This is a genomic window from Streptosporangium sp. CA-135522 (assembly GCF_050949235.1).
Classification (GTDB): Bacteria; Actinomycetota; Actinomycetes; order Streptosporangiales; family Streptosporangiaceae; genus Streptosporangium.
The window spans coordinates 856089-881777 of record NZ_CP192026.1 but is presented as its reverse complement, the minus strand read 5'-3'; the positions used below and the strand labels follow the sequence as shown (position 1 = coordinate 881777).

At 64.2% G+C, this 25689-nt stretch carries 22 protein-coding genes, 2 tRNA genes and 2 pseudogenes; 17 read left to right on the top strand and 9 right to left on the bottom strand.

Features of this window, described 5'->3' with window-relative positions; all coding sequences use genetic code 11:
• Positions 1-44: 44 nt before the first annotated feature.
• A tRNA-Thr gene (locus ACQPYK_RS04375) sits at positions 45-117 on the bottom strand.
• A 140-nt stretch (positions 118-257) separates the two neighbouring features.
• Complete coding sequence (locus ACQPYK_RS04370; RefSeq protein WP_433250557.1) at positions 258-860, bottom strand: hypothetical protein; 603 nt, start codon at positions 858-860, stop codon at positions 258-260.
• A gap of 192 nt (positions 861-1052) precedes the next feature.
• Between ACQPYK_RS04370 and ACQPYK_RS04365 the strand changes: the two genes are divergently transcribed.
• From ACQPYK_RS04365 to ACQPYK_RS04355, 3 genes are all read left to right on the top strand, one after another.
• On the top strand, positions 1053-2519 hold the full coding sequence (locus ACQPYK_RS04365; protein WP_433250554.1) for a molybdopterin-dependent oxidoreductase: 1467 nt from the start codon (positions 1053-1055) through the stop codon (positions 2517-2519).
• Between the two features lie 48 nt (positions 2520-2567).
• On the top strand, positions 2568-3218 hold the full coding sequence (locus tag ACQPYK_RS04360; RefSeq protein WP_433250551.1) for a fasciclin domain-containing protein: 651 nt from the start codon (positions 2568-2570) through the stop codon (positions 3216-3218).
• A gap of 214 nt (positions 3219-3432) precedes the next feature.
• Positions 3433-3744 carry a hypothetical protein gene (locus ACQPYK_RS04355; protein ID WP_433250548.1) on the top strand — a complete coding sequence of 104 codons (312 nt, stop codon included), beginning with the start codon at positions 3433-3435 and terminating at the stop codon, positions 3742-3744.
• Positions 3745-3822: 78 nt separating this feature from the next.
• Here the strand turns inward: ACQPYK_RS04355 and ACQPYK_RS04350 are convergent, their stop codons facing one another.
• The 5 genes from ACQPYK_RS04350 to ACQPYK_RS04330 all read right to left on the bottom strand — a co-directional run bounded on the left by ACQPYK_RS04350 (position 3823) and on the right by ACQPYK_RS04330 (position 8434).
• Positions 3823-4572, bottom strand: a complete 750-nt coding sequence (locus ACQPYK_RS04350) for a GNAT family N-acetyltransferase (RefSeq protein ID WP_433250545.1) — start codon at positions 4570-4572, stop codon at positions 3823-3825.
• 126 nt (positions 4573-4698) lie between these two features.
• On the bottom strand, positions 4699-5340 hold the full coding sequence (locus ACQPYK_RS04345) for a LysE family translocator (protein WP_433250542.1): 642 nt from the start codon (positions 5338-5340) through the stop codon (positions 4699-4701).
• A gap of 147 nt (positions 5341-5487) precedes the next feature.
• A complete protein-coding gene (locus ACQPYK_RS04340) occupies positions 5488-6084 on the bottom strand; it encodes a TetR/AcrR family transcriptional regulator (protein WP_433250539.1) in 597 nt (198 codons plus the stop codon).
• A complete protein-coding gene (locus ACQPYK_RS04335; RefSeq protein WP_433250536.1) occupies positions 6054-7616 on the bottom strand; it encodes an FAD-dependent monooxygenase in 1563 nt (520 codons plus the stop codon). The genes ACQPYK_RS04340 and ACQPYK_RS04335 overlap by 31 nt, the downstream gene beginning before the upstream one ends.
• Positions 7617-7783: 167 nt before the next feature.
• Entirely contained in the window at positions 7784-8434 is a 651-nt protein-coding gene (locus tag ACQPYK_RS04330; RefSeq protein ID WP_433250533.1) for a TetR/AcrR family transcriptional regulator C-terminal domain-containing protein, read from the bottom strand.
• A 17-nt stretch (positions 8435-8451) separates the two neighbouring features.
• On the opposite strand from ACQPYK_RS04330, the gene ACQPYK_RS04325 reads away from it, so the two are divergent.
• Positions 8452-9150: a DUF4386 domain-containing protein gene (locus tag ACQPYK_RS04325; RefSeq protein ID WP_433250530.1), complete on the top strand. Its 699-nt coding sequence runs from the start codon at positions 8452-8454 to the stop codon at positions 9148-9150.
• Here the strand turns inward: ACQPYK_RS04325 and ACQPYK_RS04320 are convergent.
• On the bottom strand, positions 9143-9637 hold the full coding sequence (locus tag ACQPYK_RS04320) for a hypothetical protein (RefSeq protein ID WP_433250527.1): 495 nt from the start codon (positions 9635-9637) through the stop codon (positions 9143-9145). The two genes, ACQPYK_RS04325 and ACQPYK_RS04320, sit on opposite strands and share 8 nt — an antisense overlap.
• Positions 9638-9662: 25 nt before the next feature.
• Here ACQPYK_RS04320 and ACQPYK_RS04315 point away from each other — a divergent pair, with 25 nt between their 5' ends.
• The 4 genes and pseudogenes from ACQPYK_RS04315 to ACQPYK_RS04300 all read left to right on the top strand — a co-directional run bounded on the left by ACQPYK_RS04315 (position 9663) and on the right by ACQPYK_RS04300 (position 13205).
• On the top strand, positions 9663-10778 hold the full coding sequence (locus tag ACQPYK_RS04315) for a serine hydrolase domain-containing protein (protein WP_433250524.1): 1116 nt from the start codon (positions 9663-9665) through the stop codon (positions 10776-10778).
• A gap of 132 nt (positions 10779-10910) precedes the next feature.
• Positions 10911-11054: pseudogene (locus ACQPYK_RS04310) on the top strand (helix-turn-helix domain-containing protein); the annotation flags it as partial.
• A 156-nt stretch (positions 11055-11210) separates the two neighbouring features.
• Positions 11211-12041: an SDR family oxidoreductase gene (locus ACQPYK_RS04305; RefSeq protein ID WP_433250521.1), complete on the top strand. Its 831-nt coding sequence runs from the start codon at positions 11211-11213 to the stop codon at positions 12039-12041.
• A gap of 933 nt (positions 12042-12974) precedes the next feature.
• Complete coding sequence (locus ACQPYK_RS04300; protein WP_433250518.1) at positions 12975-13205, top strand: hypothetical protein; 231 nt, start codon at positions 12975-12977, stop codon at positions 13203-13205.
• Positions 13206-13522: 317 nt separating this feature from the next.
• Here the strand turns inward: ACQPYK_RS04300 and ACQPYK_RS04295 are convergent.
• Positions 13523-13610: transfer RNA gene (locus ACQPYK_RS04295), tRNA-OTHER, on the bottom strand.
• 392 nt (positions 13611-14002) lie between these two features.
• Here ACQPYK_RS04295 and ACQPYK_RS04290 point away from each other — a divergent pair.
• The 9 genes and pseudogenes from ACQPYK_RS04290 to ACQPYK_RS04250 all read left to right on the top strand — a co-directional run bounded on the left by ACQPYK_RS04290 (position 14003) and on the right by ACQPYK_RS04250 (position 25192).
• Entirely contained in the window at positions 14003-14542 is a 540-nt protein-coding gene (locus tag ACQPYK_RS04290) for a winged helix-turn-helix domain-containing protein (RefSeq protein ID WP_433250515.1), read from the top strand.
• On the top strand, positions 14539-15066 hold the full coding sequence (locus ACQPYK_RS04285) for a transposase (protein ID WP_433250512.1): 528 nt from the start codon (positions 14539-14541) through the stop codon (positions 15064-15066). Before ACQPYK_RS04290 ends, ACQPYK_RS04285 begins: the two co-directional genes overlap by 4 nt.
• 516 nt (positions 15067-15582) lie before the next feature.
• Positions 15583-15936, top strand: coding sequence for a hypothetical protein (locus ACQPYK_RS04280; protein ID WP_433250509.1), 354 nt, complete (start codon positions 15583-15585; stop codon positions 15934-15936).
• Between the two features lie 181 nt (positions 15937-16117).
• A pseudogene (locus ACQPYK_RS04275) lies at positions 16118-17441 on the top strand (IS701 family transposase).
• A gap of 331 nt (positions 17442-17772) precedes the next feature.
• A complete protein-coding gene (locus tag ACQPYK_RS04270) occupies positions 17773-18381 on the top strand; it encodes an RICIN domain-containing protein (RefSeq protein ID WP_433250506.1) in 609 nt (202 codons plus the stop codon).
• Between the two features lie 340 nt (positions 18382-18721).
• Complete coding sequence (locus ACQPYK_RS04265) at positions 18722-19456, top strand: hypothetical protein (RefSeq protein ID WP_433250503.1); 735 nt, start codon at positions 18722-18724, stop codon at positions 19454-19456.
• Between the two features lie 1107 nt (positions 19457-20563).
• Positions 20564-24577: a hypothetical protein gene (locus tag ACQPYK_RS04260; protein ID WP_433250500.1), complete on the top strand. Its 4014-nt coding sequence runs from the start codon at positions 20564-20566 to the stop codon at positions 24575-24577.
• A 120-nt stretch (positions 24578-24697) separates the two neighbouring features.
• On the top strand, positions 24698-24925 hold the full coding sequence (locus ACQPYK_RS04255) for a hypothetical protein (protein WP_433250497.1): 228 nt from the start codon (positions 24698-24700) through the stop codon (positions 24923-24925).
• A 24-nt stretch (positions 24926-24949) separates the two neighbouring features.
• On the top strand, positions 24950-25192 hold the full coding sequence (locus tag ACQPYK_RS04250; RefSeq protein ID WP_433250494.1) for a hypothetical protein: 243 nt from the start codon (positions 24950-24952) through the stop codon (positions 25190-25192).
• Positions 25193-25689: the final 497 nt, after the last annotated feature.

Below are 25689 nucleotides of genomic sequence, written 5' to 3'. Positions count from 1 at the left end.
AAGCCAAAAGCCCCAACCGAATGGCCAGGGCTTTTGATCTGTCGAGCCCCTTTACGGAATCGAACCGTAGACCTTCTCCTTACCATGGAGACGCTCTGCCGACTGAGCTAAAGGGGCCTGTCTGCTTCGCTTTCGCGCTGCGGACAGGTGTAACCATACACGGCTCGGGAGCACGATGCGAAATCAATCAAGGACCACCCGGATCACCGCACCCCCGTCATCGACACGCCCGCGCCCCCGCCCCACGGACGTCGTGCTCACGGCGTGGGCAGCGTCCCGACCAACGTGTCGGCGGGCTCTTCCGGCTTGGGAAAGTCGCCGTCGATGCCGAACCGGGTGAAGTACTTCTTTCCTCTCACCTTCCGCACGGCACCGAGGGTGATCGTCGCGGTGTACGGCTCGGCCAGACAGCCCGGCAGGCACCAGGTCCCGCTCAACCTGCCCCTGCCGACCGCCTTCTCGGGCCCCCAAGTGCTCCAGTTCAGCTCCCGCAGCGAGCTGAACTCCGAGGCGACCAGGTTCGCCGGCCGCTGATCGGCCCGCCCCTCCTCGGCCCCGTAGAGGTTGAACACGTAGACCGACTCCCGGACCGGGCCACCGTCCCCGGTCCCGGTCTTGATCCCGATTCCGGCCTCAGTTCCGGTTCCGGTCCTGATTCCGGTTCCGGTCTTGGTCTCGGTCCTGGTCCCGGTTCCGGTCTTGGTCTCGGTCCTGGTCCCGGTTCCGGTCTTGGTCTCGGTCCTGGTCCCGGTTCCGGTCTTGGTCTCGGTCCTGGTCCCAGTCGCGGCCGTTCCTGACCCGGCGGCCACGATTCCCGGTGCGAGCACGGCGATCGCCGCGACAATGATGATCTTTCGCACGCCTCCCCCTCTGTTTCCACCGTTCTCGCATGCCGACAGGGTCGAGGGGAGGGTTTTCAGCCGTCCGGCAGCCCGGATTGTCCGGGCTGTCCAGCAACGAGGTGAAGATCACCCGCCGGACGGCTTTCGAATCGAGGGCGGATTCCGGCCGAGCCGCGGGCCCGAGGTCTCCGAATACCTTCCGTGGCGAACATGAGACGCGTGGTGAGAGCGGGCGGGGCCGGACTGCTGTCCGCACTGGCCGCGCTCGGTGGCGCGGAGCTGGTCGCGGGGGCGCTGCAGCCCCGGTCCTCCCCCGTCGTGGTCGTGGGCGGCATGGTCATCGACCTGGCCCCCACCTCCGTGAAGGAGTTCGCGGTCGGCACCTTCGGGACCGCCGACAAGCCCGTCCTGATCGGCACGATCATCGCCCTTCTGCTGTGTCTCGCCTTCATCCTCGGGATCCTCGCCGGGACCGGCCGGCGGATCCCGGCGGCGGCCGGAGTGGCGGGACTGGGGCTCCTCGGCGCCGCCGCGGCGGCGACCCGGCCGGCGGCGGCGCCACTCGACGTGGTCGCGTCCCTGGCCGCGGCCGCCGTGGGAGCCTGCACCCTGCTCGCCCTCACCCGGCCGACTCCGCCCGCGAGCGGCCGCAGGACCTTCCTCCTGACCGGGGCGGGATCCGTCGCGGCGATCGCGGCCGGCCGCCTGCTGGCCTCCCGCGCACCGGCCACCGCACCGGCCCTTCCCCCGCCCGCCGACCCGGCCCGCCCGCTGCCCGCCGGGGCCGATCTCCGGATTTCCGGCCTGAGCCCGTTCGTCACCCCCACCCCGGACTTCTACCGGGTCGACACCGCACTGGCGGTGCCCCGACCCGCCCTGGACGGCTGGACACTTCGCGTCCACGGCACGCGCACGATCGAGCTGACCATGGCCGACGTGCTCAAGCGCGGGCTGATCGAACGCGACATCACCCTGACCTGCGTCTCCAACGAGGTAGGCGGGCCGTACACCGGAAACGCCCGTTGGCTGGGCGTGCCGCTGGCCACGCTCCTGCGAGAGGCGGGCATCCCGGCGGACGCCGACCAGTTGCTGAGCCGTTCGGCGGACGGCTGGACCGGCGGGACCCCCGTGGACGTCGTCATGGACGGCAGGGAAGCCATGCTGGCCGTCGGGATGAACGGCCGCCCGCTGACGGCGGAACACGGTTTCCCCGCCCGGCTCGTGGTGCCCGGACTCTACGGCTACGTGTCGGCGACCAAGTGGGTCGTCGATCTCGACCTGACTCGCTACGCCGAGGCGCGGGCCTACTGGACCGAACGTGGCTGGGCCACGGACGGCCCGGTCAAGACCATGTCCCGCATCGACGTCCCGGCTCCGTTCAAGCGACTTCGGGCGGGAGCCGTACAGGTAGCCGGAGTCGCCTGGGCACAGCACCGTGGCGTCGCGGGCGTCGAGGTCCGAGTGGACGGCGGCCCCTGGCACGAGGCCACGCTGGCCACCGTTCCGAGCCCCGACACCTGGCGGCAGTGGGTCTGGACCTGGCAGGCCACCCCGGGCAGCCACACCCTGGAGGCCCGCGCGACCGACGCGGCGGGCCACACCCAGCAGTCGTCCCGAGTGACGCCGTTCCCCGACGGGGCGACCGGATGGCACTCGGTCGTGGTCACCGTCGAGTGACCGATCCTCCCCACCCGTGAAATTCCACCACCCTGAAGGAGAACGACCATGAAGAGCAAGGTGTTCACCGCGACCGCCCTCGCGATCCTGGCCCTCACCGCCGCCTGCGGGAACGACACCGAGGCGAGCGACGGCGCGGCGAACCGCGCCACCGCTCCGGCCTCGTCTCCCGCCGAGACGGCCGCCACTTGGGCCGCCACTCAGGCCGCCACAGGGCCGGCCACGGCCGGCGGCCCGTTCGGCGCCGCCTGCTCGGCCGTGCCCGCCTCGGGCGAGGGCAGCTTCACCGGCATGGCCGACGACCCGGTCGCCACCGCGGCGTCCAACAACCCGGTCCTGTCCACCCTGGTCACCGCGGTCAAGAAGGCCGGCCTGGTGGACACGCTCAACTCCGCCAAGGACATCACAGTGTTCGCGCCCACCAACGACGCGTTCGCCAAGATCCCCAAGGCGACCCTCGACAAGGTCCTGGCCGACAAGGCCACGCTGACCAAGATCCTGACCTATCACGTGGTCTCCGGGAAGAAGACCCCGGCGGACCTCGGTGGCGCCTCGCTGGAGACGCTCCAGGGCGGCAGGCTGACCGTCAAGGGCACGGGCGAGGACTACACCGTCAACGACGCCAAGGTCGTGTGCGGCAACGTGCCCACCGGCAACGCCACCGTCTACATCGTCGACACGGTGCTCATGCCGAAGTGACCGTGCCCCGGTCGGTGACGCGGCCGGAGACCGGCATGGCGGAGGGGAGACGACCGAAGGGCGCCCCTCCGCCATGCCGCGCGTTGTCGGAGGGGCGTTCGGGCGCCGTGAAGGACCATTAATCTCCACCTGAAGCGGACCGAGAACGCGCAGCATGGCAAGGGGCGGCAGCGACGCGCCCTCAATTGCCATGTGATCGACATTGAGGAGCACGATGCTGCAGGACCGACGCAAGGAGACGATTCGGGCGCTTGATGAGAGTGACAGACCGCACTGGTACTGGCACGGGGTGGACGACGACGGCCACGTGTGGCTGTTCGAGACCGTCATCGACGACGGCGGAGAGTATTGGCCCGTCAGGCACGCCGAACTCGGATCGGACGGCCTCGCCCGCCGGTATTCGTGGAGCCACATCGAAGACGAGCACGGCTTCCTGGCCGAGGGGCCGATCTATCCGGACGACTTCGGGTTGAATCCGCTGACCGCGCAGGAGTTCGCCACCCTGTGGGAGGCGCTCAACCGGTAAGGCCGTACGGCCCGCCGAACCGGGCGTCGAACGGGCCGGCCGCCGAGACGCTCGACGGCCCCACCGCCCACACGGGCTTCACTCCAAGGTCCGCTCGTCGCCCGCGTCGCTCACCGGCCCGAGCCGGACGCTGAACTGCACTCCCAGCTCGCCGAAGCCGAGCGCTCGGGCGACACGTCGCGACGGCTCCGGGCGAGCCCTCCACTGCGGCAGCAGCCGGTCTTCCAGCGCGTCCTCGACCGCGGCTGAGGCCGCCCTTCGCGCGAGACCATGGCCGCGATGCCGCGGAGCCGTCAGGACGGACAGATGCGCCACCGAAGCGGGCCAGGAACGGTAACCGGCGGCGGCGATCACCTCCTCACCGTCACGAACGGCGAAGACCTCCGAGGTGACCTCCTCCAGACCGCTCTCATCCGCGTCCGCCTCTCCGGCGGACACCACGAGCGCACGGACGGCGGGATGGTCGACCGGTAGCCTGTCGACCGTGCCGGCCTCGTGCGCCATCCGGAAATCCCCGGCGTCCAGATAGGCCAAGGTCGCCGGTCCCAACAGGTCGACCACGTCCAGCCTCGCCCGTAGGCGATCGAGGTCGACGGCCGATTCGGCGACCCGCGTGCGCAGCGCGTCGCGCAGCGGCTCGACCAGGCTGCCATCCGGCACCGTTGCGATCGCGGCTCCCCCCAGGACGACGACCCCGGCCCATTTCGGCGGACACAGCCACGACTCCGGAGAGACGACAACGTTCACCCCGTCCAGGGGAAAGGCGACGGGTACACGAGCCAGGCCCGCCCACATCTCACGGGCGCGCCCCAGGGAGGTGGAGATCATGGAGGCATGATCTCCACCTTGGCGGTCCGGCGCGAGCGGATTCGCGCCCGCCGCCATCGCCGGGTCAGCGACGCGGATCAGGCGTACCCGACCGAGGAGAGGCCCGTCATCCGTCCACCCCTGCCGCTAGTCCTGCGCGGTGACCAGCCGAACGGCCAACCCTGTGAAGACCGCCCCGCTGAAGACGTTGAGTCCACGTGCCACCCGACGGCTGCGCTGGAGCATCAACGAGAGCCGGCCGGAGAGCAGACCGACCGAGGCATCGACGGCGAGGCCGATCAGCACCAGCGTGAGACCGAGAATCAGGAACTGCACCACCATGTGCCCGAGGCCGGGGTTCACGAACTGCGGCAGGAACGCGATGTTGAACAGGATCACCTTGGGGTTGAGCAGGTTGGTGACCATTCCCTGCCGGAAAGCCCGCAGCCGTCCCGGGCCCGGGTTTCCTGGCGTCGCCCCGCCGTCTCCGGCGGCGGGAGCGGAACGGTCGCGGAAGGCCCTGATCGCGAGGTAGAGGAGATAGGCCGCGCCACCCCAGCGCAGCACGTGATAGAGCACCGGCAGATTGGTGAAGAGCGCCGACATCCCGAACATCGCCGCGAGGGCGTGCACCAGCGCCCCGGAAGCCACTCCCAGCGCGGCCATCACCCCCGTGGCGGGCCCACCGCGTCCACCCATGGCCACGATGAACATCATGTCGGGTCCCGGAGTGACGCAGAGCGCGAGAGCGGCGACGAGGAAAGCGGCGTACAGTGACACATCTACCATGACGGCGATTCTCGCCTGCCCTGCCGCCGAGCAGTACCCGATTTCACATGTTGGAACAACATGCCGGGGCAACGGCTCACGGAAGATTTCACACGTCGGAACAGCATGCCGGGGCAACGGCTCACGGGAGCCCGGCCGTCACAGGGATCAAGGCCGGTATCCGATGTGGTGCAGCAGGATCCGCAACCGGCGCTCGATCTGCGCCGCGGTCACTTCTTCCTCATGCTGCAGAAGGACGAATCCGATCGGGCTGGACAGGATGTCCTGGACGGCGCTTGGTTCGGTGTCCGGCGGGAAGCGGCCGGCGTCGATGGCCTGCCGCGCGACCTCCGCCATGGCGTCCAACCGTGGTCGCAGGTATCGCTCGGTATAGGCGGCCACCAGTTTCGGGTAGTCCACCGAGGCGCCTACGACCCGCGCCATCAGCGCGCGGAACCGGGGCCGGCTGAGGAGGCCGGCGATGAAAGTGACCAGTTCGTCGATCGACTGCGCGACAACGGGCGCGTCCATGTCGGGGTTGCGAGCGTGTTCCAGCGCGGCCGCCAGGAGGTCCTCCTTGGATCGCCAGCGCCGGTAGACGGTCAGTTTCGCCACGCCGGCACGCTGGGCGACCGCTTCGATGCTGGTGCCCCCGGCGCCGCGCTCTATCAGCAGGTCCAAGGCCGCCTCCAGGATGGAAGCGTCGTTGCCGGGGTCACGTGGGCGGCCGCGCTCTACGCCGGCCACAGCACCTGGTTCAGCCATGTCGCCAGTTTGTCCGGTGCCGGACGGCCGCGCCAACCGATGTGCCCGTCGGGACGGATCACCGTCACGTCAGGTGAATCCGTCTCCACCGGCGTGAGCGCGACGACCAGGTCGGCGCCCAAACGCGCCGCGGCGACCTCGGCATGCCGGGCGGCGTCGCGGCGGTCGCCGGCGAGCACCACCCAGCGTCCCGATATCGCGGCGTGGAGCGTGATCTCGCCCCCGTCGGGGCGGCGGCACCTGATGTCCGGCATTCGGTCACCCGGCCGCAGGCCCGGCGTCCACCGGTGCGAGGTGGGGGCCAACGGTCCGCCCCGGTAGCCGATGCCGAGCTGGGATGCGGCCAGCCACAGCCGGCGCCGTACGGCGGGCAGGCGGAGGACCGGCAGGACCACCTTGTCGCGGACCAGGCGTTTCCACTGTGTGTCGGGCAACATGATGTCCACCGCGGTGCTGGTGGCCCTCAGGACGTTGCGGGCCAGCGGGCGCCGCTCGCCTTCGTAGGTGTCGAGGAGTCGCCGGTCGGCGCGGCCGTGAGCCACCAGCACCAGCTTCCAGGCGAGGTTTTCCGCGTCGCCCAGTCCGGTGTTCTGTCCCTGCCCGCCGGTGGGGCTCTGGATGTGCGCGGCGTCGCCCGCCAGCAGGATCCGGCCGCGGCGATAGGCGTCGGCGAGACGGCGGTGGATCCGGAACTCCGAGGCCCAGTGGACTTCGGTGACCGTGTCGAGGCTGACGCCGCTGCGGCGGGAGAACTCCTTCAACACCCGATCGGTGATCTCGCGTTCGGACAGCCGGTTCGGCAGGTCTGCCGGTGGTTCGGAGAATACCCGCCAGGTGTCGTCCGGCAGCGCGGTCACCGACAGCATGTGACCGGCGTCCATCCAGGTCGTGCTGCCGTTCTTGTCGTAGGGCCACTGGGCCCGCACATCGACCATCAGCAGGCGTTCGATGAGCTTGCGCCCCGGAAAGGCGATCCCGGCGAGCTTGCGAACCGTGCTGTGCGCGCCGTCACAGCCGACCAGCCAGTCGGTCTCGATCTGCTGTTCGGTGCCGTCGTCCGTCTGGACGGTAACGGTGACACCCCTACCGTCCTGCCGTGCTCCGTCCTGCCGCGCTCCGTCCTGCCGGGTACCGTCCTGCCGCGCTCCGACCAACCGGGTACGCCACTCGACGTCGCCGCCCAGTTCGCGCAACCGTTGCCGCATGGTCTTCTCGACCTCGGCCTGCGAGATCAGCAGTGCCTGTTTCGGCTGGTCCGCGGTTGCCTGGCCGATATGGAACCGCAGCACGGTGCGGGATCCCTCGTTGTAGGACATGTTGAGCGAGCGCTGCGACCGTTCCGGCAGGGTGCCGAGGGCGCCGATCCGTTCCAGCACCTCGACGCCTCGTGGTTGCAGGCCGAGCGCTCGCGAGGTGGTGGCGGGGCCGGCGGCCGCGTCGATGACTCGAACGGGGATGGCGTGCAGCGCCAGATGGATGGCCAGGGCCAGGCCGGTAGGGCCGGCGCCCGCGATGAGTACGGTGTCCGTCATTTAATAAACGGTACGGTATCGATTACTAATTTGGCGAGGACGGACGGATGTGATCACATTCACCGACCCCGGAACCTTGAATGATCTTGAGCTGGCACGGTTCACCCGCTCACGGCGGACAACCGTCGCGGTGGCCCTTCATCGGGGACGGAGCGGCCGGCCCGGCGTCAGCCACCGCCAGGCGTCGTGCCGCCGTCCCGCCGGGATCGACCGGTGGACGTCCACCCCTGCTGCCGGAGCCTTTCGAATCCGTCCAGGAGGAGATCCAGCGCGAACTCGAACTCGAACTGATCATCGCAACCCCGACCCACGATCGACTCCTCGTCGTGGGCCGCCGCCGTCGCCATCTCCGCGATATGGGGGTATCTCCCCGCCAGCTCGCGGAGCACGTCCGCTTGCACGTCCAGGTCGGAGGCTTGTGAATCGTCGAACAACTCCTGGGTGAACCCCAACATGCGGCTGCCCATGGCGTGCATCACGTGGTGGGTGAGATCGACGGAGAAGCCACCGGCCCGGAACATTCCGATCATCGAGTCCATGTACTCCAGTACGGCCGGCGTCGGGTTGCTTCGCGCCTCGATCGCCCGAGGCATCCAGAGGTGACGTAGCAGCACTCGCCGAGCCGAGAGGATCCTCTGCCGGACCGCACCCTTCCAGTCGGCGCCATGGACCGGCGGATCGATCTCACCGACGACGACATCGACCATGCCGTCCAGGAGTTCTTCCTTGTTGGCCACGTGCTTGTAGAGCGCCGCACGAGTGCGGCCGAAGCCATCGGGCCGGCCGTCGCCCGTCGTCGTCACCCACCGTCGACCCATCAACGAAAGAAGTCCGGGTGAACCCAACCAGAAAGATCGCGACAGTCGCGGGCGTGTTCTTCATCGTCACCGAGGTCGCCGCAATCGCAGGACTGGCCCTATACGACCCGGTGCTGAACAGCCCCGACTACATCATCGGCTCCGGCGCCGACACTCGCGTGTTCTTGGGGGCGCTCTCCGAGGTGATCCTCGCGATTGCCGTCATCGGCACCGGGGTGACATTGTTTCCCATCCTCAGGAGGCAGAACGAAGGAGTCGCCCTCGGTTACGTCTGCGGCCGCCTTCTTGAGGCCGCCGTCATCGTCGTCGGCATCATCAGCGTCCTTTCGGTCGTGACGTTGAGGCAGGACTTGGCGGGAGCCGCGAACGCGGACGCGGTCTCTCTCGTCGCCGTCGGCAAATCCCTGGTGGCGATCCATGAGTGGACGTTTCTGTTCGGGCCCAACTACGCCTTGGGGGCGAACACGTTGTTGCTGGCGTACTTGATGGACAGGTCCGCACTGGCGCCACGGTTCATCGCCGTACTGGGGCTCGTCGGAGGCATGATGATCTTCGTTTCGGCGACCGCGGTGATGTTCGGGCTCTACGAGCAAGTCTCCGTGTGGGGGTCGATCGCGGCGGTGCCGGTGTTCGCCTGGGAGGTGACGCTTGCCGTACGGCTCATCGCCAAGGGGTTCAAGCCCTCCCCCTGGATCCGTGTCGTGGATCTCATCTGAGCCAGAGCAGCAGGCAGGCGTTGGCACAGCTGAGCGACAGCGGGCGACGGCGGGCGACGAGCTTGTCCTGGCGGGTCGCGACGCCCTTGAAGCGATCGAGCCGGGCCGACCCCACGCCTGGCAACGACCCCCGATGAACCTGATCCGCGAGGCCACGGGGATACTGAAATGGTCGATTCACCTGGTACCGCTCATTAGCGCGGTACTCGGCTCCTGGGGTAAAGGCTGTGATGCCGACGATGAGGATTCCCCCGGCGAAGAATGGACTGAACACGCGCCACGGAGGACGTCGTTCCCGCAAAGCGCGCCCCACCCGCATCGCGGGACTCGCGCCTTGCGTCGCCCTCTTGATCGCGAGTTGCTCATTCGCTTCTGGGCCGACGACCACGGCACTCTGGGACACGTCGATTGGGCCGACCCGTTCATCACAGCCCGGCACGCCCACCGTAACCCGCTCCGCACCGAGCCGACCGGCGCTGAAGCCCATCGATCCCACCGCATTTCAGGCCGTCGTGGACGCCGCCGCCAAGAAGCTACTGGTCCCCGGGGCGGTGGTCCTGCTACGCACCCCGCAGGGGAAATTCGAAGCGAGGGTCGGCACCACAAAGCTGGGCACGCAGACGCCGCCGGATGCGGACACTCATGTCCGGGTCGCCTCGAACACCAAGACCATGACGTCGGCGCTGATCGTGCTGCTCGCCCAGGACGGCAAGCTCCGGTTCAACGACCCGGTGTCCAAATACGTCCCAGACGTGCCCAACGGCAAGAACATCGCCATCGCAGAGCTGCTGAAGATGCGGAGCGGGCTTTACAACTATACGGATGCGCCCGAGTTGGCGGCGGCTCTGGATGCCGACCCGACGAAGGTCTGGACGCCGCAGGAGGTACTGGCCATCGCGTTCCGGCACCCGCCGCGGTTCCCGCCCGGCACGTCCTACGACTACAACAACACCAACTACGCATTGCTGGGTCTGATAGCCGAGAAGGCCGGTGGGCGCCCATTGGCCCAGCAGTTCCAGGACCGACTGTTCGGCCCGCTCGGGCTGCGGCAGACTTCGCTTCCCGCCGCCGACGACAACTCCATCTCGGATCGCTACTCGCATGGCTACATGTACGGCGGATCCTCCTACGCGCTGGTCGACAAGCAGTACCCCGCCGACATGCGGACCGCCGCACGGAACGGAACCCTCCAGCCCGTCGACTACACCGACCAGAACCCCTCCTACGCCACCGCTGCCGGTGGCGCCATCTCCACGGCGGACGACCTGGCCACGTGGATCCGAGCACTGGTTTCCGGCAAGGTCCTGAACGCCGAATACCAGCAACAATGGCTCCACAACCTGCAACCCGAGGACCCGAGCACATCCGGTGGGAAGCAATACGGCTACGGCATCGCCTATCAACGTTTCGGGCCGAACGCCTCGATGTACTACCACGGCGGTGAACTTCCGGGCTTCAACTCGTTCATCGGTTACGACGCAGATAACAACGTGACGCTCGTGATATGGACGAACTTGACCCTGTCACCCGAGGGCAGGACTACGGCGAATGCCCTGCTGCCGACAGTTCTCAATGAGATTTACGTCGGGCCGTCGCTGTCGCCCACACCATCTCCTACCACCGAGTAATGCGGTCCGACATGTCATCATCGCCGCGGTGCGCGGCAGTAGGAGCAGGTCGGTCGTCTTCCACAGGTCATGGGTCGTCTTCCACAGGTCATGGCGGCCATGAGTTGCCGGAGACGCCCCTGATCCGTTCTCATCCCCTGGACATGCCTGCTGCCGAACCCGAGGCAGCAGACATCGGTGGTGCTTTTTTACCTGCGCAAGGGCGAGACGTTCAGCGAGCTCGGGGCCGGATTCGGGGTGCCCACGGCAACCGCCTGGCGGGTCTTCTTCGGATGGCTGACCAGCATCAGGACTCTCTCCGATCACTTTCATGGCGGGGCCGCCAGCGAAGCGCTGCTAAGGGCTGGTCCGTTGCTCTTCAAGGACGTGCTCGTGATCATCGGTGAGACGATGGGCCGCTCATGCTGTCTGAAGTGAAAGACGAGAACCTTGATGCCCCCTGTTCCGTTGAAGACCGCGATCGTCACGGGCGTGAGCCGCCGCATCGGCATCGGTTACGCGATCGCGCGCCGGCTGGCCGCGGTGCCGATGAACGTCTTCGCCTGCTCGTGGTCGCCGCACGACGCCCACCAAGCCTGGGGCGCCGATCCGCTCGGGGCGGAGGGGGTCATCGCGGCGCTGCGGGAGGAACTGCCCGAAGGCGCCGGGCGCATAGAGCACCTGGCGATCGACCTGGCCGATCCAGCGGCGCCCGGCAGGATCATCGCCGCCGCCCGCGAGCGGTTCGGCCGGGTGGATGTCCTGGTCGCCAACCATGCCCGCAGCGCAGAAGCCGGGATAGGTGAGCTGACCGCCGACGAGCTCGACCTGTGCTGGGCGGTCAACGTCCGGGCGACTCTGCTTCTGGTGCAGGAGTTCGCCGCCCAGCGCGATCTGGACGGCGGGCGGATCGTCACCTTCACCTCCGGCCAGCATCTGGAGCCGATGCCCACCGAGTTGCCCTACAGCGTCACCAAGGGGGCCATACAGCAGATGACGATCAGCCTCGCCGCCCCATTGACCGCCCGCGGCATCACCGTCAACTGCATCAATCCGGGCCCCGTTGACACGGGATACGCTTCTCCCGAGGACATGGAGAGGCTGGCCGCCCGGCATCCGCAGGGCCGGTGGGGCGCACCGGAGGAGGCCGCCGGGCTCGTGCGGTGGCTGGTCAGCGATGAGACCTCGTGGATCACCGGGCAGACCATTGTCAGTGACGGCGGCTGGTCACTGCGCAACGGAGTGCCGCCCCGAGCCGCTACGTCTCCGTCCAGCGATCGATAAGCGGGCCGCTTCAGGACGTCGTCTGGGACCAACGAGACCGTCACGGCCAACCTCTGACCTGCCCGCCCGGCAAGACTCTGATGGTTGTCGCTTGACACCTCAGGCAGATCGGATGTCAGCGTAGGCTGAGCCGATGATTTTACAGTCGTGACTGTTCTCGGCAGTTCATGGTCTCTGACCTGCGGAAGAGCTTCTCTCCACAGCAGCGATGATCTTGATCATCGCACGCATGCTGCATGCCTTCCCGTACCTACCAGGATGGCTCGATGCTGCGGGCAAAGGCTGAGATGCTCACGGAGCACCGGGTCTACGGGATCGATGAGAGAGATCTATCTGCAGTGTGCGGTCGGCCACAGGCGAACGCTGAGCGGTCATCCCCTGGGGGGCTACGACGGCGTAGCAGGAGTCCGATGGCGGCAGCGAGGGCAAGAAGGAAGGCGGTCAATACGAGCATTCGCCCATCGGGGCCGGACTCACCGCCGCCTCCGGTCGCGGCTCCCCTGATGGCGTCTTGACTATCTTGCCTTTCCCCTCCGCATGGGTCGGCTGCGGGCTCGAAGTCGCCGGTACGGAATCGGGTAATTGAACGCCTGCGGTTGCCGTGGCCGTATGAGTCGGCTGTGGACTTGGGGTTACCTGTACGGAATCGGTTGGCTGGCCGTCCACGGAAGCGACGGTGAGGGTGTAGGTCGTCAGAGCCGCGGTGTTCTGCACCTCGCACTGGATCGACGGTTCGTTGGGCCCGGTCCCAAAGTTGATGGCGGCCGGCCGTTACCGCCGCCCAATGGCGAGAGCTTCGACCACCGGCCCCAACCTCTTCCAGGCTCTCCGGGTGCTTCGCCTTCGCGACGGCCGCTCAGTTCTTTTACTGTCAACGGTAACGGGTGAGCGTTTTACGTCCCTCCGCGCAGAACGATCAAGAGGAGAAGCACGGTGAGTGCATTCGCGTGGATCGTGCTGGTGGTGCTCATCGGGGCGGGAGCGATCTGGATTCGAGACATCGTGAAGTCCAAGGGCCGGCCCCGCCGAACACGGGTGTCCTCACGACCAAGCCTCTTGACTGGTTATTACCTCGAACAAACCCATGGCAACGCTCAGGGAGTGATGCTCCTGGACCAAGCAGCTCGGCACGCTCGCGAACGTGAAGCTAAAAAAACCGGCTGACTAAACCTCTGATCCCCAAGCGACGGCGACAGCCTGGCACCGAATCAATACCGCCCTGAAGATCGTCATGCGGTGGCTGGTCTCTACTCAGGGTCGGGGGCGATCGACGGTCCGGGACTTCGTTTCTCAGTCCCGGCCCACTGAGGCGGCAAGCATCCCTCGTAGCGAGCGGGGAGAGTGTCAGCAGCCTTGATCCCGTGCCACAGGCGTGCCAGATCTCACGGGAAACGGCGGGGGATCACGGGGACTCATGGGTGAAGAACGAAGAAGGCCTCGCACCGCGTTTCCACTGGTGAGGGGCCTCTTTCTACTGATGTGGCAGGTGCAGGACTTGAACCTGCGTAGGCTGAGCCGACGATTTTACAGACCATTCCCGTTCCCAGGATGGCCTGGCTTCTGACCTGCGGCGTTATGCCTCCCCGCCGCTCTCGCCGCCATGATCATTGCGCGCATATTGCACGTCATGACCGACCCTGTTCGAGCGGTGGATACGAGCCGGTGACGTGTGATCGTGTAAGGCAGCGTTGCTATATCCCGTTGCCGTACACCCCGTACGTGGACGCAACCGTGTCTCCTGCCCGGAGCCGCAGCGTCTCATGCCGGCCAGACAGCCCCCGATCCTGTCTGAGTACCTCATGCTCTCAGGCTGTCACCTGGGAAAACAATGCAGACAAGCACTCCGGGCAACCTATGACGCCCAACTTTCTTCGTCAGTAGGTGGAGGTGGCACATTACTGAGGCTGAACTCGTGGTGTCGTAGCTCCTGACGTGTGTTGATTGCCGGGTAGACCCACATCATGAGGTACGCACAAGGCGGAGGACTTTCCACCGAGCGAAGAGCGTTCCGCGAACGACTACGGCTGCAGGCGGCCGAGCGGTTCGCCCGCGATAAATCCAGCACGGTCATCGCCCGGGACCTGCGGATCAGCGTCCGGTCCATCCAGCGCTGGAGAAAGGACCGGCAGAGCGGCGGGGCCGGCACACCGCACTCACACGGGCCGGCCTCCCTGCCCCGACTCGGCGAACAGCAGCTCGCCGCGCTGGAACAAGAACTGCTCAAGGGACCCGTCCGGCACGGCCGGCCCGATCAGCGCTGGACCCTGTCTCGCATCACGACCCTGATCGGCCGGCGCTTCCACCTGACCTACACCCTCCAAGGGGTGCGCAAGCTGCTGATCCGCAACGGCTACTCCTGCCAGATCCCGGCCCGGCGCGCCCTGGAGCGCGACCAGGCGGCGGTGACCGGGCGGGTGAAGGAAACCTGGCCGAAGGTGGAAGATCCGCGGCGGCGCTCGGCGCCTGGATCGTCTTCGAAGACGAGACCGGTCTGTCGATGACGCCGCCGATCGCACGCACCTGGAGCCCGCGCGGCCAGACCCCCGTCATCACCGTGCGGGGCCGGTCCCGGCGCCGGATCTCAATCGCCGCTCTGGCCTGCTACAAACCCGGGCACCGCTCCCGCCTGATCTACCGGCCCCGCCCAGACACCCGCCCCGACGGGCGCAAATCCTTCGCCTGGAGCGACTACCGCGACCTGCTGATCGCCGCACACCGCCGGCTCGGCGGCCCGATCGTGCTCGTCCGGGACAATCTCAACACCCATCTGACCGGTGGGATGCGTGCCTTCATCGCCGCCCAGGACTGGCTGACCGTCATCCAGCTGCCCACCTACGCCCCCGATCTGAATCCGGTCGAGGGCATCTGGTCGCTGCTACGGCGCTGCTTCCTGGCCAACGTCGCCTTCACCGGCCCGGAGCACCTGATCCGCACCGTCCGACAAGGACTGCGCACCCTTCAATACCGCAGCGACCTCATCGATGGCTGCCTCGCAGGAACCGGACTGACCCTCACGCTGGCATAACCACACACGACACCACGAGTTCAACCTCAGTAGGCGGAGGTAGTCGAGGCATCATGACCCGCGTCCGCCGGGCCAAGACCCGTCGTGAGCAGGAGGCCGCGGCAAAGACCGCCGAGCTGGCGGCGGCGCCTTGAAGGTTGGGGCGTGGCGGCCGCGGTCTGATCTTGTGCCTTGCCGAGCCCACCACTGTGATGTCAATGTCCTCGGCGTCAACATCGCCTGGCAGTCTCTCGACAAGGGTGTGCTCAAGGAGATCCTCGTGCTCATCGCGCTCGTCCTGCTCAGGATCGATCTGCAGGTCCCAGGCGATGACCGTGCTCGATTCATCTCGGGCGATATTTCGGCCGCCTACAGACACAGCCTTTCATGGAAGGCTCTTCGCTCGGCGGACAACCCTCCGCCCTGCGTATAACTCATGATGTCGATGTATACCGTAATCAATACATGCTTTCGCGAAGAGTGAAATCATGGTAAGTATCGTCTATGCGCCGATCTCTGACTGTACCTCTGACCCTTGTGTGCATCATCGCCTTTGGGGCCGCTGCTGTCGCTACCTTAGCGCTGGTCCTCCCTGACCAAAATCCTGCCGTATCGTATCCTGTGGCTGCTTCGTCGGCAGAAGTAATTCCAGAATCGACCACCCCTTCTTCTGCCGCTTTGCCTAAAATGCCTAAACTCTGGAATCAAGATGCGGAGACTGCAAGAACTACTATCACTGATCTCGGATTCGACGCAACTTTCCAGCCGGTGAATGGCCAGGACGTGAAGGTCCCGGCGGATTGGATCGTGATCGGTCAATCTCCTTTTCCGGGGACCATTCTTAAGAGCACCATCCCGATCATGTTTCAGGTCGCTCCTAAGAACTCCTAACAGGATGCAATCAGCAATTGGAGCGGCGCCAGCAGATGATGGCCTAGTACTCCAGCCGTAGATCGCGAGGTTGGGCGATTGTGCGCATGCGAATCTGTGGGGATAGGGCCACAACTACAATGAACGGCCACCGCTGTGATCATTCAAGTGTGATGGATCTGAAGATCATGCGGTGGCTGCGTTGGCCAAACTAGAACACCTCAGCGCCGCTCGTCTGCAGGCCGGACTGGACGGCACCTTCGCCCAGGCGGCGAGCCGCTTCAAGGGGCGGGAAGTACGGCTGCGTGCCCGCGCCTGCCTCCAGGGGCTGCTATCCGTACTTCAACGCACGACCGGCTGGTTGTTGGTCGAGCATGCTGGGGAAGCGACGCCGGACGGCATGCAACGGCTAATGTCGGTCGCCCGCTGAGACGTTGACGGGGTCCGCGACCATGTGATCAACCATCTGGTGCCGCCGATGGCGTGCTGGTTGGCGACGACACCGGCTTTGAGAAGAAAAGCATGTGTTCAGCCGGGGTCCAGAGGCAGTACACCGGCACCACCGGGAAGATCACCAACTGTCAGATTGGGGTGTTCCTCGGCTACGCCGTACCCCGCGGGCACGCTCTGCTGAACCGGGAGCTCTACCTGCCCCGCACCTCCGGGATCGCCAACGCCGGCCGGTGCGCCACAGCGAAGATCCCCGAGGAGGTGGGTTTCGCCACCGAACCGCAACTGCTGCAGGCGATGATCAACCGGGCGATCGCCGCCGGGATCCCGTTCGGCTGGGTGACGGCCGATGAAGGCCTACGGCGACAACTGGCCACTACGCCGTTTCCTGGAAAACCAGCAGATCGGCTACGTGCTGACCGTGGCCTGTGACCATCAGATCACCACCGGCACGGGCAAGGTCTGCGTCGATGTCATCGCTACCAAGCTCGGTAGGACGGCCTGGCACCGCCTGTCGTGCAGCAACGGCGCTAAAGGAGAGCGGCGCTACGACTGGGTACTGATCGCTACCACCGCCCCCCGCGCACCCACTGCCGATCCACCGCTCCATCAGCAGGCCGACCGAGTTGGCCTTCCACCTGTGCCACACCCCAGCCCCGGTACCGCTTGCCCGTCTGGTGGCTGTCCGGCGCCCGCTGGACGATCGAGTAGTGCTTCCAGACCAGTAAGAACGAGGCGGCCTTCGACCACTACCAGGTCCGGCTCTATCCGGCCTGGTACCGGTACATGACGTTGGCATGCCGGCGCCGGCCTTCCTTGCCGTCACTCGAGCCGCGCTGTTGGACGAAGACGATGTGGTTGACCAGGACAAACAGGCAGAGCATTCAGGTATGGGCAAGAAGGCCGGTGTCCGATCGATGATCATCCCTGTCAACGAGATCCGCCGCCTGTTCGCGTCGCCGACCCGGCCACCGCTCGATGAGCACCATGTTCGCCGGTGGTCCACGTGGCGGTTATGCCATCAGAGCCGAGCTAGACGATGCCACTACCAGCGGCAATGCCTCAGAGATCACTAAGTAAGGCTGGAGTGCAGAACATTCCTTTTATAGCGAGCGCCGCTCACGGTTGACCGAAAAACATTTTCGGCCTTCACACAAAAGCTATCCAACTGCTTGTTTTGTGAATACATCTCTCCGGTTAACTAAAATTGTTACTCTGCGCAAGGAGGGGTTTACCATAAGTGTTTAACGATTACCGTATTGCACAACGGGCCACTTGATGCTTAAGATCACTTTGTTCCAATACGTGACGAACATGGAACACGTAAGGCTATCGAATAGAGACTGTCGGTGATTGATATTATCGTGTATTAGAACGTCTTTATGTCCACTTCGGAGAAAGGTTCACATGCGTCATATAGCCCACCGTTCTTACCGCGCGCGCTTTATTGCGGTGTTGACCATGTTCGCAATCCTTGTCAGCATAACCCAGATAGCGTACGCCGATCAGTGGAGTCCTATCGGGACAGCCCGATATCGCAACATCTCCATCGGTGCCGGCGTGATGGATAACTATAGAGCCAGAAACGTGAACGGCAATCCCGTTGTTCTATGGCAGAGAGATAGCAATCCATACACCGCTTCACAGATGTGGTCGGGCTGGGTTCGAGATACTGATAATGCGGTCGTTTATTACGCTTATGCCAATAACAGCTATCCATCGGACTATTACGTTCTGACTGGCCATGGCGCGTCGGGAACAAGCAGTGGCGCGCCAGTCTACGTTCACAACTACCTAGCTCAGAACAATCAGCGCTGGTACTTAACGTGGTATGCCCCCGAATACAATCAATGCCATACAACCGGCACTTATTGTCAGGCCATGCGGCCAGTCGTCAGTGCAGGAATGTGCATCGACAACCCAAACAGCGAGTGGACGTTTGGCCGCCAGCTATGGGTGTGGGGATGTAACGGCACCGCGGCCCAGCTCTTTGAGCCGCTCGGCCCCGGAGTCTAACCAGGCGACCACCCCCTTCATTCTTCAAACGTTATTCAATACGCCGATAAATGGAAAGTAGTCCATGCGCAGCAAACTTCCCGTCGTCATAGGTGTAGCAGCAGCTAGCATCGGTATTTATGCGACAGTGCCGGCGATGAGCGCTATCGCCGCAGGGTACTTCCAACCCTCCGTAACCCCTACTCCGTCGCTCCCTGCCCTTCCCCAGCCACTCACCTCACCCTCCGTTCCCCAACCGGATGTTTCGGCGCCACCATCAACAGCCGATCCGGATGAGTCCGCAACCAAGGTAGACGAGCCCGCGATCGGAGCCATTCCTGTCATTCGTAGGGCGGCGGACTTGAAGCTGCCTCTGGATCAGTTCCGCTTGTCGGCTGATCAGATCAACACACGCAACCAGGCATGGGAGCGTTTAGAGCAAGCATGTATGAGCCGCTTCGGATTGGAAGGTATCGTCGGTTCCCGCCGACTTCCGCCTCGCCAATCACCACTGAGTGTGTTTTTAGACATTGAACAGGCAAAACACTCTGGTTACGACGCTCTGCAGATCAACAATACCGACTCAGGCCACCTACGGCGCACAACCCCAGCAACGCTGGAGCAGCAGCAAGCTGCGACGGGAGTATTCACCGGCACGACCCAAACTTACAACGGCCAGCCGGTACCCGCCGGTGGTTGTGAGGGTGAAGCCCGCGCTGCGATCATGCCGAAGAACGCTACTCCAGTGCGCGAAGACGCCAGCGACTTGGCGTTTAAGGCTGGCGGTCTGGCCTCTAGAGACAGCCGCGTTGTGAAGGCTACACAAGAGTGGGTTGCCTGTATGAAAGCGGCAGGGTTTAACTACACCGGCCCAAACCAGGCTCGAAATGATCCTCGTTGGGCTGCCCCCAGCAGTGCCGAGGAGAACACCATCGCAACCACGGACGCTCAATGCCGCGCCCGTACCAATCTCCTGAATATTCAGGTGGCAGTAGAGGTCGCATATCAAAATCAGCTAATCAATCAGCACAAGGACGAGCTTGCCATCTCCAAGAAGCAGCTCAGTGCGATGGTTAATAACGCTCAGGGATCCTAAAATACAAACAGCTGAGCGCTTTAGATACAATCCAAAAGATTAAATCGATCAACATTCAAGACTAGATTATTATAATATTTCAGGCTCGGTTCGGAAAAATGCCGGGCCTGAAGTTTTATTCAAATATATTGAGCCATTCCGGTCTTATCTTGCGGGATGCATGCTAGCCACGATGAACCATCTTGTTTAAAACAAGGAATCTCTAATGAAGTGGTTGCGACCCAGGTAAACCATCGCGCCAAGGGACGTGTGCGATTTTACCGCGCCGGGCTGCTGTTATCACCTCGGACTTCTATTTACCTGACCGACGTCCTGCGTCAGCGCTGATCAAAGATCGATTCCCCTTGGCGCCAGCTCATCCCTGACAAGCAGTCTCTCTTTGTCCTGGCCTATTTGCACAAAGGTGAGACGTTCGCCGAGGTCGCAGTGGGATTTGGGTGAGTCAGCAGTCGCCTGCCACTACGCCCACAAGACCGTCGAAAACCATCACTCTACTCGCCCAGCGCCCATCCCTCCTGGGGACATCTCAATCCTATCCTCTCTCAGTTGCGCACAAAGTTCGAACAGGTGCCTTCTCATGAATCGACCGTGCCCGACGACGGCGGGCCATCGTATAGATGTCTTTCCCCTTCTCTGGAACAGATCACCGGCTCGCCTTCATCTTTCTGTTCTTGCGAATCGAGAAGGCTTCCTGGCTCGATTGTGGTGCAACACCCTCTTCGACCAGATCATCTTCTTTTCGGTTCACGACCCTAACCCTGGTGGTGCTTAGTGCCGCGTCCCGTACTCAAAAAACTCGTCCTTAGTTCGGTCGCCGTCGGAACGCTCCTGTCCGGGGTGCTGGCATCGCCTACAGGCGGTGCGAGGGCCGAGCCGATAGGAGACAAAAATAAGACGGAAGTGACATCGCAGTCACCTCCCGAACCGTCGCCCGCCCTCTCTTACGTGCCCCCCGAGCAGCGAGATCGTGTCTTGTCAGAGGGATGGCGAGCGTCGAAGGATGTCGCCCTCGCCACGTCGGGCGACTCCACCGGTTTCCACGTGCTAGCCGCAGAGAGAAGCACCGGCTATCAATGGCAAACAGTTACCACGCTCAGCGAGCCGGGCATGGACACCGATCAGTGGATCGGAAACGCCTGCTTGACCGGGTCGGGAGACCGCGTGATGGCCGTGTACGCTCCCCGTTATTTCACCAACAGGTCCGCGCTCTTCGCGAGGGGGGCCTTCGCGGCGGTCATCGACATCAAGACCGGCGCGGTTACCAAGCTCAAGGACCAGGCCAGCCTGGCGTACTTCAATCCGGGCTGCGGTGACGGCGACACCGTCGCGCTCACCCAGGGCGCAGATGAGCAGCACCCCACCAGCCGGCTGCTCAGGGTAGAGACCGGCACGGGCAAATCCGCCGACCCCGTAGTGATCCGGGGGCAGATCACCTCAGCGGTTCCCTACAAGGAGGGGTATGTAGCGGCCAGAGGTGCCTCCCTCGTCTCCATCTCCATGACGGGGAAGGTGAAATCCTTGGTCGGCACTGCCTCCGTTCCCTTCGACATCCGGGTAGACGATCAAGGCGGGATAGCCTTCGCCGAAGCGGTAGCCGGGCGTACGACCGTCCGTTATTACCAGGGCGGTAAGACTCGGACCTTGGCCACGGGCGCTCTCGGCGAGCTTTCGATCCATGCAGGGAGCGGGGGCAAGGTCTTCCTTCTCGGAAAAGCGGAGCAGGTCCAAAACCTTCCCGGCACGGTGACTGTCCTGACCGCCCCAGCCACCGGTCAGGTCTCCTCCAAAGGCGAACTCGTCGTCACCAGCGCCGCCCGCCACAGCCTGCGGGAAGGGCCTCTCGGGAATCCCAAGGACACCGCGATCAACGGCAGCAGCGGGGTAGCCGGCGTGGAGGCCGTCGACGTGGTCGCCACGGTCCCCGGAACGAAGTCGACCTACACCTTCGAGGTGATGCCGAATGCCCAGGTAACGCCTAAGGCCGACACTGGGACCACGGTGAACCCGCGCCTGGCGGCCGCTAGGTCTCGCGGGCAGAAGGCAGCCGGCCTCGCCGCCGCGGGTGACACCGTGGACGAGGGGTACACCTGCGCGATCCCACGTAACAACCCCAACATCCAGGTCTACCAGCCGCACTGGCGGCAGGTGGAGTGGGCGGTGGACCAGTTGGTCTTCCAGCGGCTGACGTTGAGCAGGCCAGTGAACTGGAAGGGGTCGGGGCTTCCCAACTGGTCCCCTCAAGCGATGTTCCCCGCCGAAAGCCTCCAAGGCGGCGGACGCGTCCCCACGAACATCATGCTCGGCATCCTGGCTCAGGAGTCGAACCTCTGGCAGGCTCAGCGAAGCACCCTCGAAGGAGAGACCGGCAACCCCCTCATCGGCAACTACTACGGTCTCAACCTGTACGACAACGATCCGTCCAACGACTGGGACATCGACTTCTCCTCGGCCGACTGTGGATACGGGATATCGCAGCAGACCGACGGAATGAGGAAAGCAGGCTCCGAACGCCCCGGGGAGACCGCCTGGCCGGCCAACGTGCAGAAAGCGGTCGCCGTCGACTACGTGACGAACATCGCGGCGGGCCTTCGGACGCTGAGCCAGAAGTGGAACCAGATCCGCAGTGACACCAACGGCACTATGTTGGCCAACAACGGCGACCCCTCCAAGCTCGAGAACTGGTACTTCGCCCTCTGGGCCTACAACTCCGGCTGGCACCCCAAGTCGCAGGCGGCGGCGAACGGCGGAGCGTGGGGGCTGGGATGGACCAACAACCCCTCCAGTTCGGTCTGGCGTCCCGGCCGGCACCCGTTCCTGGACGGCAACTCCTACGCGGATGCGGCGACACCACAGTACTGGCCGTACCAGGAGAAAGTTCTCGGTTGGGCGGCATGGCCCATCACGAAAAGCTACTACGACAGCAGTCAGGGTAAGTGGCAGGAGCAGGCCGGATACAACCCCTCCTGGTGGAACAGCGCCACCTATCGCACACAAGTGGTGCCCACGGTTCTGCCGGGTCAGAGCAGCACGTCGTTCGTGGTCGACCTGAACGCCTTCTGCGTCGCGCCGAGCGGTGGCGGCGACAATCACAACAACTGTAATCCTGCGACCGGCACCCCTCCGGGAAGCACCGCCGGCACGTGCACGAGAAGCGATTTCAAGTGCTGGTGGCATCTGCCCAAAGTTTGGAAGACTGACTGCCCGTCCACGTGTGGGAACGAAGGAGCGATTCGGTACGACGCCACCTGGGCCTCTACGGAACGAGCGGAGCCGACCGACTACTGGACTCCGTGCCTAACCCCGGGGTTGCCTGCGGGTTCCCTGATAATCGACGACGTCCCCCGCACGGCTCCCGCGATCCGCGGCGGCTGCGACAACAGCGGATGGACGAACTCCGGAAGCCTGACCTTCACGTTCGACAAGAACTCGGCAGGGAAAGAGGTGTCCAAGGCCGACTTCCACCAGCTCGGCAATGGTTTCGGCGGCCATCAGTGGTTCGCCTATGCCCGCAAGAGCAGCGAGACGGCCTTCAAGGTGACGGGAACATGGACGCTAGGCCAGCAGATCAACGGCGCCGCCAAAGTGTTCGTGCACATTCCAGACCACTACGCGTCAGCCAAAGAAGCGAAATACGAGATTGAAACGGCGAAGGGAACGAAGAGCCGAATAATAAACCTGGACGGCACAGGCAACCGGTGGACCTCACTGGGTGGCTTCCTGTTCAACGGCACTCCTAAGGTGCAGCTGAGCACCGTCATGGAGAGCGGGACGGGGAAGGAGACCGTGGCCTGGGACGCCATAGCCTTCCAACCCATACAGGGAAATTACGTCGAGCACACGGTGGAGGCCGTCGCCCTATTCGATGAGAACCAGGACATTGATGCGGATCCGGTCTCAACATGGATCATGAACACTCCGCTCAAGAGCCGGCAGGCTCTTTACGACTGGGCGTTGAACGTGACCGGAAGCGTCATCGCTCTTCCCACCCGCCAGAACGGCCCGGCCGCCTCATGCGTAATGTCACCGGTGAAGGAGGCCATGCAGCGCTGGCGGCAGGAAGTGATCGAAGCGGGTACCGACCCGGTCAACCACCAACCGGGGAAGGGAATCGCCAACTGGGTTCACTTTGCCAATCCCTATACCGATCGACCGACCAGCCCCACCAAGCCGGCGAGGTTCGATACCGACGACACGAGTCACAAGATCAAGTCTTTCGTGAAGGTCTCCTTCATCGCCGACGGCGCCGGTAAGATCATTAATGGAAGCGAAGACGTCAACTTCGAGCACCGGACAGGCAACACCACCCTTCCCCACTTCGTCCTGGACTCGCTGTCGGCTCTGGAACAGGGGTACGGATATACGGCCCCCGATCTGAGCTACCGGATCGCCAACCTGAACCATCACGACGGCCGACTTACCGCGACAAACCCCAACAGCGACGGCATCCTCCCGGGCCGGGCATGGATCGACAAGGGCGCATCGACCTTGGCGGACGAGCAGGGGAAGACGACCAGTGGCGACAGCAGCTGCATCAAGGTTCGCTACGCCTCAGGCGGCATCATCGGATACGGCCCGATGCTCGGAACCGACGTCCCGGGGAGAGTCGAAGCCTGGCGCACCCGAATCCACTACGACGCCTTAGAGGCCGACAACAACGGAAACCCCCTGAACCCCAAGGTTCCCCAGGCAGTGTCCAGGGTCGCGGACGAAATATACAACGCCTTCTTCAAGTCGGGTAATACCGGCTCGATCTTCTACAACGCCCCACCCATCTGGCAGCAACTGGAATTTCTCCTATGCGGGGACGGATCACTTCGACAGATCCCCAACAACGGCTATCCCCTTCCGATTCTCAACTCCAGCCTCATGCCCGACCAGTACCTCTATCACAATGGGCAGGCAATAACTCAGGGCGGTAGTTACTCGGGAAGCTCCTCCCCGGTGCTGAAGGGTGATTTCGTCGGCTTCAGCCGAATTCCGTCCCCCACCGTCGCGATCACTCCATGGGGAGCGTGCGCTACGCTGGCACAGCGCGGAGGGAACCCTTGGGGAGTCATACCCCCGGCTACTGGTCCAGCGGATCCTGCAGCTGGCAACTTCTGCATTCCACCTTCTAGCTGATTCATAGAGGTGAGCGCCAGAAGGATGACCTTCTGGCGCTCAGTCGTTCATTTGTCTTTGCATAGCCGAGGAGGGAGTGGCGTGGGAGCTGGAGTTTTCGCATGGGTAGGCGTTCTAATCGTGTCGATCGCCTGGGCCGCCGCCCCATGGCCGGGAAAATGGTTCAAAAGGACAGTCCTCCTCGCCCACCTGGTGGCAACGGCATATCTGACGGCTCAGATCCTCTCGCCATATCTGGCGAATCAAGCGTTTTCGGCGATCGACTTCATGTCTGCTCTGTTTTTTCTGGGATTCTTCCTGGGCCCAGGGGCGCTCATTTCAGCTATCCGCCTGTTCCGTGATTTCTGAGCCCGCCCTTATCCGACGAGCGCCGTGGCCGACTTCTGGACGATCGATGCCGCCGATGGCGAAGTTGAGGACCTTGGTGCGCAGGTTGGACCAAACGCCTTCAGCCGGGTTGAGGTCGGGAGCGTAGGCGGGCAGAGCCAATGCGGAGCGTCGATGGATCAGCTCACCATCCTGATCAAGAACCGACTCAAACCCATGCAGTACTGGCCCGACCTGCTGGACGGGTTCATCGCCGGGACCGGACTCGTGATTTCCGACCCGGAATAACCCCCAGCTTTCTCGCTTAGTACAGCCAAGGCACTATCAGTTTAGGAAGTCTCTATCGCGCCTGCCGCTGAGCGGGAAAGAGGCTGACCTGCGGGGGAGCGGGTCGAGTGGCCGTGAGTCCCCGTGATTCCCCCTTGATCACCCTCCTGACGGGCACGCAACGGGCACGCGAGGGACATGGGGAACGTCTGCACCTTCGTCGCTCTGATGCTCGGTGGGCCGGGGTCGAGGAACGAGACCCCGGCCCGTCGATCGCCCCCGACCCTGCACGTAGATCAGCCACCGCCAGGCGATCGTGAGGGTGGCACCGCTCAAGGAGATCTTGCCTGAAGTTCAGCCTGTGGCAGGATAATGCTATGTCGATCACACGAAAGGGTCATGGCGCGTAGGCGTCCGGCTCAGATCCGCACTGATGGTCCATGGCGTTCGCAGAGAACTGCCACGGGAGTTTCGGCAATCCCGGGCCTGTCGTACCGGGGGCGTATCGCAGTCGCTCG

Excerpts from the sequence above, each read along its gene's own strand:
- ACQPYK_RS04350 (WP_433250545.1), bottom strand. The coding sequence starts at position 4,572 with ATGATCTCCACCTCCCTGGGGCGCGCCCGTGAGATGTGGGCGGGCCTG.
- ACQPYK_RS04355 (WP_433250548.1), top strand. The coding sequence starts at position 3,433 with ATGCTGCAGGACCGACGCAAGGAGACGATTCGGGCGCTTGATGAGAGT.
- ACQPYK_RS04285 (WP_433250512.1), top strand. The coding sequence starts at position 14,539 with ATGACGCCGCCGATCGCACGCACCTGGAGCCCGCGCGGCCAGACCCCC.
- ACQPYK_RS04360 (WP_433250551.1), top strand. The coding sequence starts at position 2,568 with ATGAAGAGCAAGGTGTTCACCGCGACCGCCCTCGCGATCCTGGCCCTC.
- ACQPYK_RS04335 (WP_433250536.1), bottom strand. The coding sequence starts at position 7,616 with ATGACGGACACCGTACTCATCGCGGGCGCCGGCCCTACCGGCCTGGCC.
- ACQPYK_RS04260 (WP_433250500.1), top strand. The coding sequence starts at position 20,564 with ATGGACACCGATCAGTGGATCGGAAACGCCTGCTTGACCGGGTCGGGA.
- ACQPYK_RS04305 (WP_433250521.1), top strand. The coding sequence starts at position 11,211 with ATGCCCCCTGTTCCGTTGAAGACCGCGATCGTCACGGGCGTGAGCCGC.
- ACQPYK_RS04290 (WP_433250515.1), top strand. The coding sequence starts at position 14,003 with ATGAGGTACGCACAAGGCGGAGGACTTTCCACCGAGCGAAGAGCGTTC.
- ACQPYK_RS04340 (WP_433250539.1), bottom strand. The coding sequence starts at position 6,084 with ATGGCTGAACCAGGTGCTGTGGCCGGCGTAGAGCGCGGCCGCCCACGT.
- ACQPYK_RS04345 (WP_433250542.1), bottom strand. The coding sequence starts at position 5,340 with ATGGTAGATGTGTCACTGTACGCCGCTTTCCTCGTCGCCGCTCTCGCG.
- ACQPYK_RS04365 (WP_433250554.1), top strand. The coding sequence starts at position 1,053 with ATGAGACGCGTGGTGAGAGCGGGCGGGGCCGGACTGCTGTCCGCACTG.
- ACQPYK_RS04270 (WP_433250506.1), top strand. The coding sequence starts at position 17,773 with ATGCGTCATATAGCCCACCGTTCTTACCGCGCGCGCTTTATTGCGGTG.
- ACQPYK_RS04330 (WP_433250533.1), bottom strand. The coding sequence starts at position 8,434 with ATGGGTCGACGGTGGGTGACGACGACGGGCGACGGCCGGCCCGATGGC.
- ACQPYK_RS04320 (WP_433250527.1), bottom strand. The coding sequence starts at position 9,637 with ATGGGCTTCAGCGCCGGTCGGCTCGGTGCGGAGCGGGTTACGGTGGGC.